The sequence below is a fragment of the Ralstonia sp. NFACC01 genome, from assembly GCF_900115545.1.
GTDB classification, from domain to species: domain Bacteria; phylum Pseudomonadota; class Gammaproteobacteria; order Burkholderiales; family Burkholderiaceae; genus Ralstonia; species Ralstonia mojiangensis.
The window spans coordinates 120,277-139,831 of the sequence record NZ_FOWV01000002.1 but is presented as its reverse complement, the minus strand read 5'-3'; the positions used below and the strand labels follow the sequence as shown (position 1 = coordinate 139,831).

Annotated in this window: 21 protein-coding genes; 17 read left to right on the top strand and 4 right to left on the bottom strand. The window is 64.0% G+C overall.

All coding sequences use genetic code 11. The annotated features are described in order from the left end of the window. Positions 1–99: 99 nt before the first annotated feature. Positions 100–993: a DMT family transporter gene (locus BM136_RS05310; protein WP_092971328.1), complete on the bottom strand. Its 894-nt coding sequence runs from the start codon at positions 991–993 to the stop codon at positions 100–102. Between the two features lie 98 nt (positions 994–1,091). Here BM136_RS05310 and BM136_RS05305 point away from each other — a divergent pair, with 98 nt between their 5' ends. Beyond that, the gene (locus tag BM136_RS05305) at positions 1,092–1,907 is read left to right on the top strand and encodes an AraC family transcriptional regulator (protein WP_092970878.1); all 816 of its coding nucleotides are present in this window, start codon (positions 1,092–1,094) and stop codon (positions 1,905–1,907) included. 10 nt (positions 1,908–1,917) lie between these two features. On the opposite strand, the gene BM136_RS05300 is transcribed toward BM136_RS05305, so the two are convergent. Next, a complete protein-coding gene (locus tag BM136_RS05300; RefSeq protein ID WP_092970877.1) occupies positions 1,918–2,715 on the bottom strand; it encodes an SDR family NAD(P)-dependent oxidoreductase in 798 nt (265 codons plus the stop codon). 145 nt (positions 2,716–2,860) lie between these two features. Between BM136_RS05300 and BM136_RS05295 the strand changes: the two genes are divergently transcribed. From BM136_RS05295 to BM136_RS05285, 3 genes are all read left to right on the top strand, one after another. After that, complete coding sequence (locus BM136_RS05295) at positions 2,861–3,760, top strand: LysR family transcriptional regulator (RefSeq protein ID WP_092970876.1); 900 nt, start codon at positions 2,861–2,863, stop codon at positions 3,758–3,760. Between the two features lie 149 nt (positions 3,761–3,909). Next, entirely contained in the window at positions 3,910–4,413 is a 504-nt protein-coding gene (locus BM136_RS05290; protein ID WP_092970875.1) for a hypothetical protein, read from the top strand. A 38-nt stretch (positions 4,414–4,451) separates the two neighbouring features. Then, positions 4,452–4,907, top strand: coding sequence for a hypothetical protein (locus BM136_RS05285; protein WP_254775615.1), 456 nt, complete (start codon positions 4,452–4,454; stop codon positions 4,905–4,907). A gap of 13 nt (positions 4,908–4,920) precedes the next feature. Here the strand turns inward: BM136_RS05285 and BM136_RS05280 are convergent, their stop codons facing one another. Further along, entirely contained in the window at positions 4,921–5,496 is a 576-nt protein-coding gene (locus BM136_RS05280; RefSeq protein ID WP_092970873.1) for a TetR/AcrR family transcriptional regulator, read from the bottom strand. Positions 5,497–5,588: 92 nt separating this feature from the next. On the opposite strand from BM136_RS05280, the gene BM136_RS05275 reads away from it, so the two are divergent. From BM136_RS05275 to BM136_RS25660, 10 genes are all read left to right on the top strand, one after another. Next, positions 5,589–6,323, top strand: coding sequence for an SDR family oxidoreductase (locus BM136_RS05275; RefSeq protein ID WP_092970872.1), 735 nt, complete (start codon positions 5,589–5,591; stop codon positions 6,321–6,323). Positions 6,324–6,372: 49 nt separating this feature from the next. Further along, positions 6,373–6,960, top strand: coding sequence for a 2-hydroxychromene-2-carboxylate isomerase (locus BM136_RS05270; protein ID WP_092970871.1), 588 nt, complete (start codon positions 6,373–6,375; stop codon positions 6,958–6,960). Between the two features lie 211 nt (positions 6,961–7,171). Beyond that, a complete protein-coding gene (locus tag BM136_RS05265) occupies positions 7,172–7,528 on the top strand; it encodes a hypothetical protein (protein WP_092970870.1) in 357 nt (118 codons plus the stop codon). 167 nt (positions 7,529–7,695) lie between these two features. After that, positions 7,696–7,980: a hypothetical protein gene (locus BM136_RS05260; RefSeq protein WP_092970869.1), complete on the top strand. Its 285-nt coding sequence runs from the start codon at positions 7,696–7,698 to the stop codon at positions 7,978–7,980. Next, positions 7,977–8,243, top strand: coding sequence for a hypothetical protein (locus BM136_RS05255; protein WP_092970868.1), 267 nt, complete (start codon positions 7,977–7,979; stop codon positions 8,241–8,243). Before BM136_RS05260 ends, BM136_RS05255 begins: the two co-directional genes overlap by 4 nt. Positions 8,244–8,250: 7 nt before the next feature. Further along, a complete protein-coding gene (locus BM136_RS05250) occupies positions 8,251–9,873 on the top strand; it encodes a PepSY-associated TM helix domain-containing protein (protein WP_092970867.1) in 1,623 nt (540 codons plus the stop codon). A 118-nt stretch (positions 9,874–9,991) separates the two neighbouring features. After that, on the top strand, positions 9,992–12,178 hold the full coding sequence (locus BM136_RS05245; RefSeq protein ID WP_092970866.1) for a TonB-dependent siderophore receptor: 2,187 nt from the start codon (positions 9,992–9,994) through the stop codon (positions 12,176–12,178). Positions 12,179–12,781: 603 nt separating this feature from the next. Further along, positions 12,782–13,198: a MarR family winged helix-turn-helix transcriptional regulator gene (locus BM136_RS05235; RefSeq protein WP_045205663.1), complete on the top strand. Its 417-nt coding sequence runs from the start codon at positions 12,782–12,784 to the stop codon at positions 13,196–13,198. Positions 13,199–13,253: 55 nt separating this feature from the next. Continuing rightward, a complete protein-coding gene (locus tag BM136_RS05230) occupies positions 13,254–13,646 on the top strand; it encodes a tautomerase family protein (protein WP_092970865.1) in 393 nt (130 codons plus the stop codon). Positions 13,647–13,693: 47 nt separating this feature from the next. Next, positions 13,694–13,828 (top strand): hypothetical protein, encoded by a 135-nt coding sequence (locus BM136_RS25660; protein WP_004632518.1) that lies wholly within the window; start codon positions 13,694–13,696, stop codon positions 13,826–13,828. Between the two features lie 4 nt (positions 13,829–13,832). On the opposite strand, the gene BM136_RS05220 is transcribed toward BM136_RS25660, so the two are convergent. Continuing rightward, complete coding sequence (locus tag BM136_RS05220; protein WP_092971327.1) at positions 13,833–14,852, bottom strand: GlxA family transcriptional regulator; 1,020 nt, start codon at positions 14,850–14,852, stop codon at positions 13,833–13,835. A gap of 88 nt (positions 14,853–14,940) precedes the next feature. On the opposite strand from BM136_RS05220, the gene BM136_RS05215 reads away from it, so the two are divergent. Genes BM136_RS05215 through BM136_RS05205 form a run of 3 tightly spaced genes read left to right on the top strand, consistent with a single transcriptional unit; the run spans position 14,941 to position 19,456 of the window. Continuing rightward, a complete protein-coding gene (locus BM136_RS05215) occupies positions 14,941–16,083 on the top strand; it encodes an acyl-CoA dehydrogenase family protein (protein ID WP_092970864.1) in 1,143 nt (380 codons plus the stop codon). Positions 16,084–16,110: 27 nt separating this feature from the next. Further along, positions 16,111–17,316, top strand: a complete 1,206-nt coding sequence (locus BM136_RS05210) for an acetyl-CoA C-acetyltransferase (RefSeq protein WP_092970863.1) — start codon at positions 16,111–16,113, stop codon at positions 17,314–17,316. Positions 17,317–17,329: 13 nt separating this feature from the next. Continuing rightward, a complete protein-coding gene (locus BM136_RS05205; RefSeq protein WP_092970862.1) occupies positions 17,330–19,456 on the top strand; it encodes a 3-hydroxyacyl-CoA dehydrogenase NAD-binding domain-containing protein in 2,127 nt (708 codons plus the stop codon). Positions 19,457–19,555: the final 99 nt, after the last annotated feature.

Here is a 19,555-nt window from a genome sequence, read left to right as displayed (position 1 = left end):
CTGGCGAGAGTGGTTCTGGAACACGGAACGGGCGCTATCACGCGCCCGCCAATGTGTTCGATTTTACCGCCAACCCCCACGCCGCGCGGCGGAAAAAAACTAACGGGCGCTCAATCCCGAACGGCCGATCGGCAGCCGAACGATGCCTTGCGCTAGGCTCACGCCCAGCAGAACGAGGCCGCCACCGATCCAGTGATAGCCGTGCACCGTCTCGCCCAGCATCACCGCAGCCATACCCGCCGTGAAGACCGGCATCAGGTTCATCAACACCGCCGTACGCTCGCTGCCGATGCGCTTGAGCCCCTGCATCCACAAATACGACGCGGCGATCGACGAGGCGATGCCCGCATAGACCACCAGCCCGATGCCCTTGGCCGGCACGGCCAGGCTGTGTGCTGTCATGGCCAGGGGCACGAGCATCACGACGGCCACCAGCACCTGCACGTACAGGTTGAGCCACTGCCCGAACGGCAGCGCCCAACGACGATAGAGGATGTTATACAGCGCGTATGCAGTGGCGCCGGCAAGCACCAGCACGTCGCCATGGTTGATGCCGCCATCGAACAGGTTGGCAGGTTCTCCGCGCCCCAGCAGATACAGCACGCCCAGGAGCGACACCACCACGCCCGTCACTGCCTGCGCGCCGACAGGCTGACGAAATACCACCACGTTCAGGATCAGCCCCAGCATCGGGACCAGCGCCCCGATCACGCCCATGTTGGTCGCGCTCGTGCTGTGCGCCGCGTAATACGCCAGGCATTGGTACATCACCATGCCCAGCAGCGCGAGCGCCGCAAAGCGCCGCCACTGCGCCAGCACAGCCCGACGTTGGCGCCACAGCGGCCGCACGCAAAAAGGCGTCAGCACAATGGCCGCTAGCAACCACCGGTAGAACGAAATGGCCGCCGGGTCCACCACGCCGGCCGCGGCCTTCGACACGATGGTGTTGGCAGCCCAGATCAGCACCGCCAGCAAGGGATACAGCACAGGCACGACGGCCTCCTCGAACAATGGAAGACCGCAGTTTAGTAATGTCTGGTTCAAAACATATACTTCAAACCAGACAACTTCACCCCTCGAAAGCGACAACCGTGGCCGACACCCCGTACACCGCCTACCGCGAAGCCGACCTACGCGTGCCGCAAGGCGCCCCGTTCTACTTTCGCTACGACCATTTCGAGCCCGAAACCGATATCGAGCCGCACACGCACCCGTGGGGCCAGATCAACCGCATCAGCCTGGGGTTGATGGAAGTGGTGGTCGATGGCCGCCGGCTGACCGCGCCCGCCGAATACGTGATCTGGGTGCCGGCCAATCAGCCACATTCGGCATCGATCCGGCAGGCGACGGACTTCCTCTCTGTGTACATGGCCGAACCGCTTGCGCAGAGGCTGCCACCCATGGCCTGCCTGATTCCGCAGACGCCACTGGTGCGCGCACTGTTCGAAGACTTCGCCACGCGCCGCGTCACCGCCATGACCGATGCGTGGGACTTGCGTCAGTTCGAATTGCTGGTGGAAATGCTGGTGCGCGCCGGTCACGCTGACAGCTACCTGCCAGACAGCACCGATCGCCAGCTTGAGCCCATCCTGCAAGCCATCCGCCTGGACCCCGCCGACACCACCACGCTGCAGCAATGGGCCGAACGCGTGCACAGCACCGAACGCACACTTGCGCGCCGCTTCCAGACCGAACTCGGCATGAGCTTCTTGCAATGGCGCAACCGTGTGCGCCTGCTGCGCGCGCTGGTGTGGCTCAAGGAAGACCGCCCGGTGCAGGACATTGCGCTCGCGCTCGGGTATGGAACGCCTTCGGCATTTATTGCGATGTTCCGCAAGCAGGTCGGGTTTTCGCCCGAGCGCTATCGCCGGCAGATGTGCGGCGAGACTGAACGCCCCACCGCCTAGACCATTGGCATCAAGCGACCGAATAGCCGCCGTCGGCTACCAAGGCGTGGCCCGAGACAAAACTCGCATCGTCCGACGCGAGAAAGGCCACGATGGTCGCCATCTCCTGCGCGCTGCCGACACGGCCCGCCGGGGTGCCCGCCGCAAAGTCATACATCGCTTCTGCAGACGGCCAAATGCCGCGATGGTGGAACGGCGTCTCGATCAGCCCCGGCGCCAGCGCGTTGACACGCACGCCTCGGCGAAACCATTCGATCGATGCCGTCTTCGTCATGCCGATCACCGCGTGCTTGGTGCCGATGTACAGGCCCGCGTTCTCGAAGCCAATCACACCGCCCATCGACGCATTGTTGATGATGCTGCCCGAGCCTTGGCGCAGCATCACCTCGGCCTCGTACTTCATCGAATGGAAGACACCGCGCACGTTGGGGTCGAACACCTTGTCGTAGGTGGCGTCGGTCTGCTCGGTGAGCGGCGCGAACACGCCCTCGGTACCCGCGTTGTTGAAGGCGATGTCCAAGCGCCCATATGTGGCGACGGTAAAGTCGACCATCTTGCGGATGTCGTCTTCGCGTGTGACGTCGGCTTCCACGGCGGCCGCCTCGCCGCCTTGCGTGCGGATAGCCTCGACGAGCGCGTCGAGTTCCGGCCTGCGCCGTGCCGCCACGACCACCTTGGCGCCGCGCCGGGCCAGTTCAATTGCCGATGCGTGCCCGATGCCCGAGCTGGCGCCCGTGACGAGCGCAACCTTGTCTTTGAGTTGTGCGGATTGCGTGGATTGCGTGTTGATTTGCGTTGCTGCGTTCATTGCCGGCTCCTTGCCGTGAGTGGGTGAGCTGGCGCTCGGTTCTTCCGTGCTGCCAGACTTGGAGCCAAGTATGGATAGGCCAACCCGGCAAATAAATGGAATAATTCGGCAAACAAAATTCCCATTTCTGGAATTCAACAACGCCATGCAAGACCGTCTCGAACTGCTGCGCATCTTTGCCACGGCCGCCGGCACACCGACATTCCGCGAGGCGGCTGCACGGCTCGGCGTGTCTCCGCAGGCCGTCACGCGAGCGGTGCGCGAGCTGGAAGACACGCTGGGCGAAACGCTCTTTCATCGGAACACCCGCAGTGTGCAGATCACCCGCTACGGGCAAGACCTTGCCGCGCAAGCCCAGGCCGCATTGCAGACCGTCGATGGCCTGTTCGATCGCTCCTCCGCCAAGGCGACGGAGGCGAGCGGCATCGTACGTGTCACAGCGACTGCGCACATGGGGCGCACCTATGTCATGCCCGTGCTGACGGCGCTGATGCAGCAACACCCGGGTCTTGTCGCAGACCTTCGCCTGTCGGACGTGCCTTCCGCCGTGGTGGATGAGCAGATCGACGTGGGGGTACGCATTGGCTTCATCGGGGACAACCGCTTCGTGGCGCGCTCGGCCGGTAGCGTAGCGCTGTGGGTGGTGGCCGCGCCCGCGCTGCTTGCCCGCGTGGGCGAACCCAAGACGCTCGATGCACTGCTGGAATTGCCCGTCACCACGCTCATTAACCGCAGCGACGGCCGCGCCTGGCCGTGGGCTTTTCGCGACGACACCCAGCTCCAGCCTCACCGCACCGTCTTCGTGACTGATGACCCGGAAACTGAGATACAAGCGGCCTGTGCGGGCCTCGGCTTCACGCAGACCACGGAGTACCTGGCTCGCTCGCACGTGGAGCGCGGCGAACTGGTACGCGTGCTGCGGCGGTTCGAACCCCCACCTTGGACGCTCCACGTCTATCGCCCCCAGCGAGGGCCGGTGCCAACGCGGGTGCGGGTGGTCTTTGATGCGTTGGCCACGCAGTTGAAAACGCTTTGCCCCAGCTGAACAGAGGCAATACCGCGCCACAGCGACTAAAAACAATTGTGAGAAACCGCGCCGCAACGCCGTTTGCGGGCCGCAGTGTCCTTTAGAATTCGCTCTGTTGCAGATTTGGAAGTCCACACATGCGCACACCTCGGTTCGCATCTGCCCGGATGCTGGGCAGCGCGCTCGCCCTGAGCACGTTGGCACTCAGCGGTTGCAGTTCACTGATGTCGGAAGGCACGACCGCCGCAGCGGGTATCGGCGGGGCAGCTCTCGCTGCCAAGGTGACCGACAACGCGGCGGTGGCCACGGGCATCGGCCTGGGCGTGCAAGCCGGCGCACGGGCCGCGTTGCAGCACAGCCAGCGCATCGTCCACACAGAAACCCAAGACCACATCGCGCAGATTGCCGGCGCGCTGACCGACAACACCGTCGGCAACTGGCAGGTGAAGCACCGCATCCCCTTGGAGCCCGACGAACACGGCCGCGTGGTGGTCACGCGTTCGATCAACGGGCCGCTCGTCAACTGCAAGGAAATCCTCTTTACCGTCGACGGAATGGAAGATGGCGCCGCAAAGGTCGACTTCTTCGTCGCCTCCATCTGCCACGACGGCAAGCAATGGAAGTGGGCGACCGCGGAACCGGCCACGGCGCGATGGGGTTCGCTGCAATGAGCCGCGCGCGCTGGCTTGTAGCAGGATGTGCGGGCCTGATGGCCGGCTGCTCGTCGGTGGGGCCGTTGACCGGCGCGGCAGCGGGCGTGGCCACGGGCACTGTCACGGGCAACCCGGCGGTGGCCTATGGCGTGGCCGTGTCGGTCAACGCTGCGACCGATGCCTCCATCAAATACGCAACGCGCAAATGGGCCGCCAGCGAGCAGGATGCGCTGGCGATGGCAGTCGGGCGATTGAGCGACAGCACACCTTCGCTCAACTGGTCGCTCGAACGCATGATGGGCTTGACCAAGGCACACGGGCAGGTCGTGCTGGTGCGCACGTTCACGACACCGCTGGCCACGTGCCGCGAGGCCGTCCTGACCGTTCAGGAAGCCCTGGCTCCCAAAAATGCGCCCGGCGCCGGTTACACGATCTATGCGTGCCAGAACGGCACCACGTGGCAATGGGCGAACGCGGAACCCGCCGTGCCGCGCTGGGGCAACCTGCAATAGCGCGCCTCGTACGTCAGGACCTGGCGGTAAGGCGCGTCACAGCGTCCTGCAGAAACCGCTTGCTCGCCTCGACAATCGTGCGCTGCATGGCCTCCTCCGGCATGGCACGCGCGATATGGATGGCACCCACGAGCTGCGCAATCATCGCCCACGCGGCATCGTCGTCGCCCAGGCGCCGCGCCAGGATCGCGTGCCCTTTGCACATCTCTTCCTGATACAGCTTGCGCACTGAGGCATCTGCGCGCGCGATCTCGGCTGCAAGGCCGGGCACGGCGCAACCCGCCTCGGGATGCTTCACGTGGGCAAGGCACAGGTAGCGATCCAGCTCGAAGCGCAGCCAATCTTCGGCCGTATCGTGCGGATTGCCGGCCCACATTTCGCGACTGGCGGCAAGTTCGGCCTCGATCAACGCCTTGAGCCAATCCGATTTGGAGCCGAAGTGGCTGTAGAACGCGCCGCTGGTCATGCCGGCCGCCTGCGCGAGCGCGTCGACGCCGGTCGCGGCAAAGCCGTTCACCTTGACCTTGCGGCCCGTGGCCTTCAGCAGCTCCTTGCGCTTTTCTTCCTTGTGACCGGGCTGGTATCGCATGTTTTCCCCTGCTTTTTCCCGCTTGACACTATGCAACCAGTAGCATAATTTTGTTTTTCGGTAACGATCGTTATTCTATAAACGAGGTGGACATGGAGACAAGCAAGAACAAGGCGGCCCTCGTCATCGGCGCGGGCGATGCCACGGGCGGTGCCATCGCCAGGCGCTTTGCCCGCGAGGGCTACATCGCCTGCGTGACGCGCCGCTCGGCCGACAAGCTGCAACCGCTGGTCGAGGCGATCCGCGCGGAAGGCGGGCGGGCGCAGGGCTTCGCATCCGACGCGCGCAAGGAAGACGACATCATCAAGCTCGTCGACGACATCGAGCACGACGTGGGCCCCATCGAGGTGATGGTCTTCAACATTGGCGCCAACGTGCCGAGCAGCATCCTGGAAGAGACCGCGCGCAAGTATTTCAAGATCTGGGAGATGGCGTGTTTTTCGGGCTTCCTGGCAGGGCGCGAAGTGGCCAAGCGCATGGTCACGCGCGGGCGCGGCACGATCCTTTTCACCGGGGCAACCGCAGGCATGCGCGGCGCGGCCAACTTTGCGGCATTCGCGGGCGCCAAGCATGCGCTGCGCGCGCTGGCCCAGAGCATGGCGCGCGAGCTGGGCCCGAAGGGGATACACGTGGCGCATGTGGTGGTCGACGGCGCGATCGACACGGCGTTCATCCGCGAGAACTTTCCCGAGCGCTACGCGCTGAAAGACCAGGACGGCATCCTCAACCCCGAGCACATCGCCGAGAACTACTGGTATCTGCACACGCAGCCCCGCGATGCGTGGACCCATGAACTCGACCTGCGGCCCTGGATCGAGCGCTGGTAGAAGCCTGTTCCGAGCCCATCGCAACATCACGACACCAGGAGACACACGCATGAAGCAGGTCGAATTCTTCTTCGATGTGGGCAGCCCTTACAGCTACCTCGCGTATCACCAGTTGCCGAAGATCGCGCAAGCCAAGGGCGCGGACATTGTCTGGCGGCCGATGCTGCTGGGCGGCGTGTTCCAAGCCACAGGCAACAGCAGCCCGGCGACGATTCCCGCCAAGGGCCGCTACTCCAATGTGGATCTGGAACGCTGGGCAAAACACTTTGGCGTGCCGATCCAGCAGAACCCGCATTTTCCGATCAACACGCTGCAATTGATGCGCGGTGCGGTGGGCATGCAGTTGCGCAGCGATGCGGAATTCCACCGCTACCTCACCGCCATCTTCAGCGCGATGTTCGAGCACCCCCGCAATCTCGGTGATCTGCAGGAACTCGCTGCGGTGCTGGAAGCGGCCGGCATCTCACCCGCGCTGATGCTGGAGCTTGTGCAGGACGACCGCATCAAGCAGACGCTGCGCAAAACGACCGAGGAAGCTGTGGCGCGCGGCGTGTTCGGTGCGCCCACGTTCTTTGTCGGCGACGAGATGTTCTGGGGGCAGGATCGTCTGCACTTTGTGGAAGCGGCACTCGCGTAGACGCCCGCGGACGCTGACTTAAGCGTCAATCAGACGAGACATTAGAAAGTTTCACCTCAGATTGTTGGAGAACGAGCCGTTCTGGGGGATGCGCTTTCTGCGCGTCCTCTCTACGATGCGGGCGCGCATTCGGTGCGGGGGCAGCGCAGCAGGCATGTGCGCTGTGGCATCGAAGCGGCTTTCCAAACTCCAATCAACAAAAAGGACTTTCATGTTTCGCATTTTCGCATCCGGTATTGCGCTTTCTCTTGCCCTGTCGGGCTGCGCGGTCAGCGTCGGCAGTGGAACGGGCGTTGACAAGATTGCCGACGCCACGCAGGAATCGCTGCAAAAGCAATTCGTGCCGGGCGTCGCCAAGCGCGAGGACGTAGCGCTCGAACTGGGTGCACCAAGCGACAAGGCTACGGCCGGCGGTCTCGACATCTGGAACTATCGCTACGCGCGCAATGCGGCAATCGGCGTGGTGTTTGTCGGAATTCCGATTGGTTCGAAGAAGATCGCGTCGTTCTACTTCGACGATGCGGACGGCGTGCTCAAGAAGATCGAATACAAGGTTCTGCAGCAGTAACCCGTCACACCTGCCGCGCCCGCCACCCAGGGCGCGGGCGCGGCATGGCCAACGTCCGCACTCGCGGTAGCACGTCAATTCCCCATCCCAATCCGCGAATCCTCTTGGCTTGTGTAATTTAATACGAATCATTATCATTTGTGTTCTCAACAAAACTGAACACTGCCATGCACGGTATTGCCCTCCTGCTCGGGCTGCTGGCGGCGGGCTGCCTGTATGCGGCCGCGCCCAATCAAGTGCTGCTCGCGCCCGCTTCGCGCCTGCGTGGGCGCGCGCTGTGTAGCGCCGCCGTTGCGTTGTCGGTCATTGCCGTCGCGCTGTGGAACGACGCGCTCGGCTGGCCGGGGGCAACCATCGCGGTGGCGCTGGTGGTGACGGGGGCCTTGTCGCTATGGCCCATGTTGGGTGCGTGGACACATCAACGGCGTGCAGGCGTTGGGGCACGGTCATGACCGGCATGGGCACCAAGTGGCTGGCCGGTACCGTGCTCGGGCTGCCGTTGTCGGTCGCGCTGTGCACGCTGGCGATCCTGTGGCTGCCGGGCGGCTGGGAAAGCGGCGTCATCGGCGCCCTGCTCGTGTGCCTGCCGCTGTGGGCCGTGATCATCAGCGTAAGCGTGTTGTTTCCGACCAGTGCCCGCGCGTGGACCGTGCTGGCGGCCGCCAATGCCGTGTCATACGGCGCGCTGTGGCTGCCGCGCCTGTTGGTGGCCTGACCTCGCCATGAAATCGACGACCTTACGTCTGTATCAGACGCTGCATACCTGGGTGGGCCTGATAGCGGGCTGGGCGCTGTTCATCGCGTTCTTTGCGGGCGCGCTCACTGTGTTCCATGAAGAACTGCATGCGTGGCAGAACCCGCTGCGCGCTGACCGTTCCGCCGTTGCCACCAAGCCGGCCGATATCGATCACTTCGTGAACGCGCTGGTGCGCACGCACCCGGCCGCTGCCGCGAGCGCGTACGTCATCTTCCCCAACGAGGGCGAGCCGGATTTCTCCGCGTATTGGCAGAACAGCAAGGGCGATTGGCAAATGACGACCGGCAGTGGGCTCGCTGCGGGCAGGACCTCGCCGAAAGATCTGTCGATCGAGCCGTCGAAGGGCGAGCTGGCCAATTTCCTGAATCGGCTGCACTACTCGCTGGGTCTGGAAGAACCGGGTATGTACTTCATGGGCGCGATTTCGGTGCTCTATGGCGTGGCGCTCATCTCGGGCGTGCTGCTGCACCTGCCGCGTTTGAAGAAGGATCTGCTGGCCGTGCGCCCGGGGCGCAACCTCAAGCGCTTCTGGATGGACATACACAACGTGCTCGGACTGTTCAGCCTGCCCTTCCACCTGATCTTTGCGATCACCGCGCCGGTGCTGTGTCTGAGCATCGTACTGATGACCGTGTTCAACACCGTAGCGCTCAACGGCGAGCTGTTCGATGCGGTGCCGCGTGTGACGACGGCGGCCGGCACGGTGGTTGCGGCCAATCATGCGGCGCCGATGTTGCCGGCTGAGCAACTGCTCGCCCGTGCACGCGAATTGGCCGATCCGAATTTCACCGTCAAGTCGATCCACTACCAGCACATTGGCGATGCAAATGCCGTGGCGGAACTGCGCGGCAGCAGCACACGAGCGGTCGGCGACTACGGTTCGTTGGCGATTCGCGCGGCTGCCAACCAGCCCGACAGCGGCAAGCTCGTCGGCAACCAGACACCCGATGCGCGCGACACCAATCACGCCATCTACAGCCTTGTCTACGGCCTGCACTTCGGCACTTACGGCGACATCGTCCTGCGTCTCGCGTATCTCGTGATGGGGCTGGCGGGGGCGTTCGTCTTCTACTCGGGCAACCTGCTGTGGATCGAATCGCGCCGCAAGCAACGCAAGGCCGATCAGCCACGCGTGCATCAGCTGCTGGCGCGCGCCACGGTTGGCGTGTGCATCGGATGCTGCGTCGGCGTCATGGCGACATTCCCGGCGGCGCTGCTGTGGCCCGAGCGTTCGATGGGCGTGACGTACTACACCGTGTTCTTCGCGGCGATTGCCTGGGCGATGCTGCGGCCGCCAGCACGCGGCGCCGTCGAACTGCTGAGCGCTGCCGCCTTCGCAGCCATGCTTGCACCGGTCACCAATGCCATCGTCACCGGTGACCACCTCCTGCGCACGATGGCGCGTGGCGACTGGATGGTGGCCGGTTTCGACCTGGGCGCACTAGCGCTCGCGTGCGGCTTTGTCGGCCTTGCGCGCGCGACGCTGCGCCGGGCGCGCCACGGTGCGCCCGATTCTGTCTGGGCCATGCCGGCGCGTGAATCGCGCGTGGGCAACGACCTGCATCCGAGCGTCGCCAGAGAGCCATAGCTCTACACGCCGCCACCAAGAAACCACAACCACCCGCACAGGACTCGCGCATGCCGCTCGCCGGCACGCACGCGACTGCGCACGCCTGCACACAACATTGATCCAGGGGAGCTTGATCATGCGAGCCGCTGCTTTACCACCCGCTTCACGCTGTCCTATCGCCTGCCTTCGCCCAACGCCGCTGGCACGCCGGCTCGCGCTGGCATTCGTCGCCATGGGCGCAGCCGCATCGGCCTACGCGCAGCAGACAACCACGCAGGTCGACCTGCCCGCCACGCAAGTCACCGCAGGCAAACCCGCCGCCTACGGTGCGAAACAGGCCAGCACCGGCGCACTGGGCGACAAGGCCGTGCTCGATACGCCGTTCACCATCAACGTTGCCACGCAGGAGCTGATCCAGAACCGTCAGGCGCAGACCATCGGGGAGGTGTTCAAGGGCGATCCGGCGGTCACCGCCAACAACGACGGCTACATCGGCGAGGCGTCGAACATCACCATCCGCGGCTTGCAGCTCGACTTGCTGGAGGGCTACAAGGTCGACGGCCTAGCCGTCCCCAACTGGGGCAGCGATGTTCCGCTCGAACACTTCGAACGTGTGGAACTGCTCAAGGGGCTATCGGGTTTCATGTATGGCTTCGGCACCCCGGGCGGCATCGCCAATTTCGTCACCAAACGCCCGACCAACACCTTTGGCGGCAGCGCCACGTTCGGCTTTACCAGCGGCGGCACGCTGAAGGAATCGATCGATATGGGCGGGCGCTTCGGCCCGACCAAGGCCCTGGGCGCGCGCCTGGGTATGGTGCATGAAGAAGGCGGCACCTTTGTTGACGGCGGCCATATCAAGCGCGACTCCGCATCGCTCGCGCTCGATGCGCGCATCACGCCTGATCTGCAGTGGTCGTTCGACGGCCTGTACATGCAGCGCAACGTGCAGGGCGCCTACTACGGCATCATCCCCGGCCAGGATTTTGGTGTGCCGGTCACGGAGTTCGTGCGCACGCCGCGCGCCATTGACGGCAGCCAACGCGTGTCGTCGCGCGGGTCGTATTACGAGACCGAGATCAAATCCGTCGGCACCGAACTGAACTGGGCCGCCACGCCAGATTGGAACGTGCGCGCCGCCTATCGCTACACGCAGCAGAACCGAGGCAATGCCGACAGCGCGATCCAGCTGACGGACAACGCGGGCAACTTCAGCGAGTTGCAGTACAGCTCGTACCAGCGCTATCAGTACAGCCAGGCGCAGGTGATAGCCAACGGCAAGGTGCGCACGGGTTCGATCGAGCATGACCTCGTCTTCGGCACGTCATGGCAGAGTCTCACGCAAGCCACGGGCGGCTTTGCTTCCACGCTGCTCGGCACCGGCAACCTCTACGACACGTCCGCGTTCGTGTCGTCGGGGGCGACACCGATGCGGGTGCCCGCGTCCGACGGTCTGGCTCGCACGTCCCGGATCGACCAGACCGCCGTCTTTGCCAGCGACACGGCCAAGTTCAACGAGCACTGGTCGGTGCTTGGCGGGTTGCGCTATACGCGTTTCAACCAGACCGGCTACAACGCCGACGGCAGCACTTCGGCCAAATACACTCGCGAGCCGATCACGCCCACGCTGGCGGTGATGTTCAAACCCGTGCAGCCGGTGACGCTGTACACGAGCTATGTGGAATCGCTGGAGGCCGGTGCCAGCGCACCGATCACAGCACTCAACGCGGGCACGGTATTCGGGCCGCTCAAGAGCAAGCAGGTGGAGGTAGGTGCCAAGGCCGAACTGCACGACTGGACATTCGGCGCGGCGCTGTTCCAGGTGCAGCGCGGGCTGGCGTATCTGCGGCCGGACAACGTCTATACGCAAGACGGCATGACGCGTTATCGCGGGCTCGAATTGAGCGCACGCGGCAAGCTCGCGCGTGACTGGACGCTGCTGGGCGGGGTGCTGTTCATGAATTCCGAGAATACGGAATCCGATGCCTCCGTGCTGGGAAAACGCGCCTATGGATCGCCACGCTTCAAGGCGACGGCATATGTGGAATATGCCGTGCCGCCGGTGCCGGGGCTCGTGCTGTCGGCAGGTGGCCAGTACGTCGGCAACTCGGCGCTTGAAGCCGACAACAGCAACATCGTGCCGGGGTATCACACGTTTGATGTGGGGGCGCGGTATTCGACCAAGGTGGGCGGCAAGCCGGTGACGCTGCGGTTCAATGTCGACAACCTGACGAATGAGAAGTACTGGTTGCCGAGTTGGGGGTTCATTCTGGTGCAGGGGGCGCCTCGGACGTTTAGGGCTAGTGCTACGGTTTATTTTTGATTTTTCTGTTTTTGCTTTTGTTTCGTGTTGTTGGTGCGCCCCTTATTTCATCCCCTGCCGGGGCTGACTCACTTTCTTTGGTCTTGCCCAAAGAAAGTAAGCAAAGAAATGCGCGCCCGAGATGGCGACCCATTCCATGAATTTCTGTAACCGTGCGGGGAAGGAGGCAAACTCGCTTCGCTCAGACAAGCCTCCTTCCTTTTTCCGCCCGCTTACAGAAATTCAAGGCGCCATCTAGGGCAGGGAAAGTCAAACGACAACAGCCAAACCGTCGGGGCACAAGCCCAAACGAAAAGGCCAGCCTCGCGACGGGTTGGCCTTTTTCTTTTGACGTTGAGCCCTTGATGGCGCCTTGAATTTTCGTAAGCGGGCGGAAAAAAGGTGGGGAACTGTCTGAGCGAAGCGAGTTTTCCCCACCGCCGCCCGGTTACGCAAATTCAAGGAGTCTTTCGCCATCTCGGGCGCGCCTTTCTTTTGCCTACTTTTCTTTGGCAAGACAAAGAAAAGTAGGTCGTGCCCGGCAGGGTACGAAACAAAGGTGGACCACCAACACAAAAAAACAAGTTGCATATCTAACCATCATCCCCTACCATCCACATCACCATGTTCGACCACTGCCTCTACTTCAACACCACCGCCCTGGCCCGCAAGCTCGACCGCGTCTGGGCAGACGCCTTTGCGCCGTTCGATCTCACGCCGCCGCAAGGCTTCATGCTCCGTGCGATCGTAGACCGCCCGGGCATGCTGCAAAGCGAGCTGTCGGAAGCGATGTCGGTCACGCGTCCCACGGCAACGCGCGCGCTGGATGGCCTGGAAGCCAAGGGCTTGATCGAACGCCGCAAAACGGAAGCCGACGGCCGCGAGACCGCCATCTTTCCGACGCGGGAAGCGGTCAAGATCGGTGCAGCGTTGAACGAGGCAAGCGGCGCCGTCACCGCAAGGTTGAAGCGCGTGCTTGGCAGTAACGAATTCACCGATACGGTGACGAAGATCCGAGGTGTGCGCTCCACCCTGACATGAGCGTCCGTTTTTTTTGATTAAATAATTGCATTGCTAACTAATAAGGGAAACGATCATGCCCATCCTCAACGTCAAAGTCAGTGCCCAGCGTTCTGCAGAAATGACCCAGAAGATCTCCAGCACGCTGCTGGAACTCACCTCTCGCATCCTGGGCAAAGACCCGAAGGTAACGGCCATCGCCATCGACTATGTGGACCCGGAAGACTGGGTCGTCGGCGGGCAGACGCTGGCCGCACAAGGCAAGAACAGCATCTATTTCGACATCAAGGTGACGGACGAAACGAATACCAAGGCGGAGAAGGCGCAGTACATCGCCGAGGCATTCACGGCGTTTGCTGAGCTACTCGGCGATCTGCACGAAGAGAGCTATATCTATGTGCAGGACGTTCGCGCCGCAGCTTACGGCTACGGGGGCAAGACGCAGGAATACCGCTACCAGCACGCGTAAATGTGCCGGCCGCGTCTCTCCCACCCAACAAAAGAACAGGTGACATCATGAACCGCATGAGCGCTTTCTTCGCGGCCAGTTGGCTGGCCGCCGCGTTGCTGTACTTTGGCCAACATTCGTTACCGCTGACCGCGCTGTCGGGTGTGGTGTTGCTGGCCGGCTTCGATCTGCTGCGTCCGTGAAACTTCAGCGGGTGCGGTGCTGCGCCCGGTACTGCAAGGGGCTGCAACCCTGGCCGGCAGAGAACGCGCGGCTGAGTGCGCTGACGCTGCCGTAGCCGCATTCATCGGCAATGTGATCGAGCGGCTGCCGGCCCGTTCGCAGCAGAAACGCCGCCAGTTCCAGCCGCAGCGTCGCCACGTAGCGCCGCAGGTTACTGCCGGTGGCGGCGGCAAACCGGCGCGTCAAGGTCCGCTCACTCATTGTTGCCTGGGCGGCCAGCTCCGCCAGCGTTGGAGGCGCTGCCAGTTCCCGTTCGACGATGTCCTGGATGGCGAGCATGGCCGCATCGCCGTGGCGCTTGAACTGAGCCGTCCACACGGCCATGTGTTCGTATGACGGCAGGGATTGCGTGAGCGCCGTGCGCAGCATCCGCCGCGACGCACCTGCCCCGCGGCAGTGATCGATGACGTACGCGCAGGCGTCCACGGCGGGGTTGATGCCGCTGACGGTGATGATGCGGCCATCCACCGCAAGCGGCCGGTCGGGCGTGTAATGCACGTTTGGAAAATGCCGTGCAAACCAGGCGCGCTCGCTCGCCAGCCCGGTCGCTCTACAACCATCCAGCAAGCCAGCCTTGGCGAACAGCGGCGCTGCGTTCATGCCGACCACCAGGGCGCCGGCCTCATAACGCCTGCGCAGCCAATCGGCGATGTGCGCCTCCTCCGCATCCAATGTCGCCTCCGGGGCGAACTGTGCGGGCACGATCACGACGTCGTAGGCCGCATCGGTCAGCGCGGCGGTGGCGGGCACAGGCATATCGCCAAAGCTTCGGACGGCCGCCCCATCGGCTGACAACACATCGATATCGAAGAGCCGGCTGCCCATCACATCCACGCTGCGCGCCTGCATGGTGCCGGCCACCAGCAACATCTCCTGGGTCAGAAACACGTAACCGGCAAACAGGCGCGGCGGCAGCAGGATGGCAATGCGCGCCCGCGTGTGCAAACCGGCGCGTTTGGAGGCAGCTTTCGGCTGGCGCTTCATATCAATAAAGTGGCGATCCAGATCAACCGGAATTGTCGCGGCCTTGTTGAAATACGGCAACCCATCTGCCGCCCATTCTGGAGCCGCCATGATTGCCCGCACGCTGTTCGACGCTGAACACGACACCTTCCGTGAATCCGTCCGCCGCTTTATCGACGCCGAAGTCCTGCCCCACCACGAGCGCTGGGAAGACCAGGGCTACGTCGACCGCACCATCTGGGAAAAGGCGGCCGCCGCCGGTTACCACTGCGCCAGCATGCCCGAGGCCTATGGCGGCGCCGGTGCCGACATCCGCTACAGCACGGTGCTGATCGAAGAGATTGCCCGCGCGGGCGCCACAGGCCTGGGCTTCGGCCTGCACTCGGAAATCGTCGCGCCGTATCTGCTGCACTACGGCAGCGAGGCGCTGAAACAGCACTACCTGCCCAAGCTGGCGAGCGCAGAGATGATCGGCGCGATTGCCATGACCGAGCCTGGAGCCGGCTCCGACCTGCAAGGCGTGCGCACCACCGCCACGCGGAGCAGCGACGGCAGCCACTACGTGCTCAACGGCTCAAAGATCTTCATCACCAACGGCTGGCACGCAGATGTGGTGATCGTCGTGGCGCGTACCACGCCGGAAGGCGGCGCCAAGGGCACGAGCCTCTTTGTCGTCGACACCACCATGGAGGGCTTCAGCAAAGGCAAGCGCCTGAAGAAGGTCGGCATGAAGGCGCAGGACACCGCGGAGCTGTTCTTCGACAACGTGCGCGTGCCTGCCGCGAACCTGCTCGGCGAGGAACATCGCGGTTTTGCCTACCTGATGCAGGAACTGCCGTGGGAGCGCCTGCAGATCGCCATCGGTGCCATCGCTTCGGCCGAGGGCGCGCTTGATTGGACGCTGCGCTACGTGCGCGAGCGCCAGGCCTTCGGCAAATCTATCCTCGATTTTCAGACCGCGCGCCACGCGCTGGCAGAACTGAAAACCGAAGTGCAGATCGGCCGTGTGTTCGTCGATCAGTGCATCGCGCTCAAGCTGGCTGGAAAGCTCGATGCCGCCACCGCATCGATGGCCAAGTACTGGACCACCGACCTGCAATTCAAGGTGATGGACCGCTGCGTGCAGCTGCACGGCGGCTATGGCTACATGTGGGAATACCCCATCGCCCGCGCGTGGGCCGATTCGCGCGTGCAACAGATCTACGGCGGCGCCAACGAGATCATGAAAGAACTGATCGCCCGCACCCTTTAACCAGCACGACCTTCAGGACGCAACGCTATGGAAGCCTATATCTACGACGCCGTTCGCACCCCGCGCGGCAAGGGCAAGAAAGACGGCAACCTGCACGGTGTCACGCCGCTGCGCCTGGCCGCAACCGCACTGCGCGCCATCCGCGACCGCAATCAGCTCGACACATCGCTCGTGGATGACGTGGTGCTCGGCTGCGTGGAACCCGTGGGCGAACAAGGCGCGTGCATCGGCCGCGTGGCAGTGCTGTCCGCCGGCTATGCCGAGACGACGGCCGGCGTGCAGATCAACCGCTTCTGCGCGTCGGGCCTGGAGGCCTGCAACATGGCCGCCGCACAGGTGATGGCCGGGCAGAGCGACTTCGCCATCGGCGGCGGCGTGGAGAGCATGTCGCGCGTGCCGATGGGTGCCAGCGGCGGTGCATGGCCTGTGGACCCGGCCGCGGCCATCCCGCTGTACTTCGTGCCGCAAGGCGTGTCGGCCGACACCATTGCCACCAAGTGGGGCTACAGCCGCCATGACGTCGACGCCTACGCCGCCGAGAGCCACCGCCGTGCGCATGCGGCCAGCACGGCTGGCTGGTTCACAGGTTCCATCGTGCCGGTGCGCGACCAGAACGGCCTGACCATCCTCGACCGCGACGAGATGATCCGCCCGCAGACCACCGTGGACACACTCGCGCAGCTCAAACCCTCGTTTGCGGAATTAGGCGAGCAATACGGCTTTGACGCCGTGATCCGCCAGCGCTATCCCGAACTCGAACGCATCGAACACGTGCATCACGCGGGCAACAGCTCGGGCATCGTCGATGGCGCCGCAGCCGTGCTGATCGGCAGCCGCGAGGCCGGCAAGCGCGCGGGCCTCAAACCGCGTGCGCGCATCCGCAGCTTTGCGAGCATCGGCTCGGAGCCGTCGATCATGTTGACCGGCCCTTCGTACGCGGCCGAGAAGGCACTCAAGCGCGCGGGCATGTCGGCGGCCGACATCGACCTGTACGAACTGAACGAAGCCTTCGCCTCCGTCGTGCTGCGCTTCATGGAGGTGTTGGCCGTGCCGCATGACCGCATCAACGTCAACGGCGGCGCCATTGCGATGGGCCATCCGCTGGGTGCAACGGGCGCCATGATTCTCGGCACGCTGCTGGATGAGCTGGAGCGCCGTGGGGCGAGCACGGGCCTCGCCACGTTGTGCGTGGGTGCCGGCATGGGCACCGCCACCATCATCGAACGCGTTTAAGGAGCGTGCTGACATGATCGACATCACCATCGACACCGACGGCATCGCCACGCTGACGTGGAACCAGCCGGGCCGTGCACAGAACGTGCTCAACGGCGAAACCTGCGCCGCCTTCTTTGCCGCTATCGATCGCGTGTGCGCAGATGCAAGCGTCAAAGGCATTCTGGTCACCTCCGCCAAAGCGGATTTCATTGCCGGCGGCGACCTCGAATGGCTGCAGACCAGCGACGACGCAGCCACGTTGTTTGAACGCACGTGTGAGCTGCACCGCATGCTGCGCAAGCTGGAAACCTGCGGCAAACCCGTGGCCGCGGCGCTGCCGGGCTCCACGCTGGGCGGCGGGCTGGAGATTGCCCTCGCCTGCCACTACCGCGTGGCGGCCGACAACGCCCGCGCACGCTTCGGCTTGCCGGAAGTCACACTGGGCCTCTTGCCGGGCGGCGGCGGCACGCAGCGTTTGCCGCGCTTGATTGGTGTGCAGAAGGCATTGCCGATGCTGCTTGAAGGCAAGCGCATCAAGGAGGCTGAGGCGCTCAAGCTCGGCATTGTCGATGCAGTCGTCAACGCGGGGGAAGAAGCCGATGCTGCGCGCACGTGGCTGCTGGGCGAAGGCCAGATCCGCGCGCAGCAACCGTGGGACATCAAGGGCTACAAGGTGCCCGGGGGCGGTATCTCCAGCCCCGCCGTGCAGCAGCTATTCACTTCGGCCAACGCCATGCTGCGGCAGAAAACCTACGGCAACTATCCGGCCGCGGCGAGCATCCTGTCGTGCGTGTATGAAGGGCTCATCACCGATCTCGATACAGGTCTCAAGACCGAGGCGCGCTACTTCGTGCAGGCGGTGCTGTCGCCGGAGGCACGAGCGATGATCCGTACCCTTTTCTTCAGCTTGAACGCCGCCAACAAGCTGGCCGCGCGCCCCGCCGATGTGCCCACGCGTCGCTACGCCAAGATCGGCGTGCTGGGCGCGGGCATGATGGGCGCCGGCATCGCCTACGTCACCGCCAAGGCGGGGTTGCCGGTCGTGCTGCTCGACACCACGCAAGAAGCCGCCGAACGCGGTAAAGACTATTCCCGCAAGCTCGTCGAGAAACAGGTACAGCGCGGCCGCCTGCATGCTGACCAGGCCGAAGCGCTGCTCGCGCGCATTCAGCCCACCACGTCCTACGCCGACCTGGATGGCGCGGGGCTCGTCGTTGAAGCCGTGTTCGAGCAGCGCGATATCAAGGCCGACGTTACGCGCCAGGCCGAAGCGGTGCTATCGCCCGATGCCCTCTTCGCGTCCAACACATCTACGCTGCCGATCACGGGGCTCGCCGAAGCAAGCCAGCGGCCGGGCAACTTCATCGGGCTGCATTTCTTCTCGCCAGTCGACAAGATGCCGCTGGTGGAGGTGATCGTCGCCCGGCAGACCACGCGGGCGACGCTTGCGCAGGCGCTCGATTACGTGAAGGCCATCGGCATGACGCCCATCGTCGTCAATGACAGCCGCGGCTTTTATACGAGCCGCGTGTTTTCGACCTACGTGCTCGAAGGCCTGGCAATGCTCGCCGAAGGCGTAGCGCCTGCGCTGATCGAAAACGCCGGGCTACTGGCCGGCATGCCGGTCGGGCCGCTCGCGCTCATCGACGAGGTTTCGAGCGAGCTGATCCACAAGGTCAACCAGCAGACCCGCGCCGACCTGGGTGTCGCCTACATCGAGCGCCCGGGTGAAGCCGTGGCCGAGCGCATGGTGACGCTGGGCCGCATCGGCCGCAAAGCCGGCCAGGGCTTTTACGACTATCCGGAGAGCGGCAAGAAAACGCTGTGGCCCGGGCTGGCGACCGAATACCCAAAAGCCGCCGCGCAGCCTGACGTTCAGACGCTGGTCGATCGCCTCATCACCGTGCAGGCCGTGGAAACGGCGCGCTGTCTGGATGAAGGCGTGGTGACCGATCCGTGCGACGCCGACGTGGGCGCGCTGCTCGGTTGGGGATTCCCGGCATTCCGGGGCGGGCCGGTGTCGCACATCCATCGCATGGGGGTGGGAGCCTTTATTGACCTGTGCGACCGGCTGGCTGCGGAGCACGGCCGCCGGTTCGCGCCGCCCACCCTGTTGCGTGACATGGCAGACAAACACACCGCGTTTTACGAACGCTGACGCTCAGGCGCCGCGCGGGTAAACCTTGCGCGGCGCCTCGCAACGTACAGGCGTTGCGCCGCACAAACAACACCCGAGGGTAAATCCGACTTCCCCCCA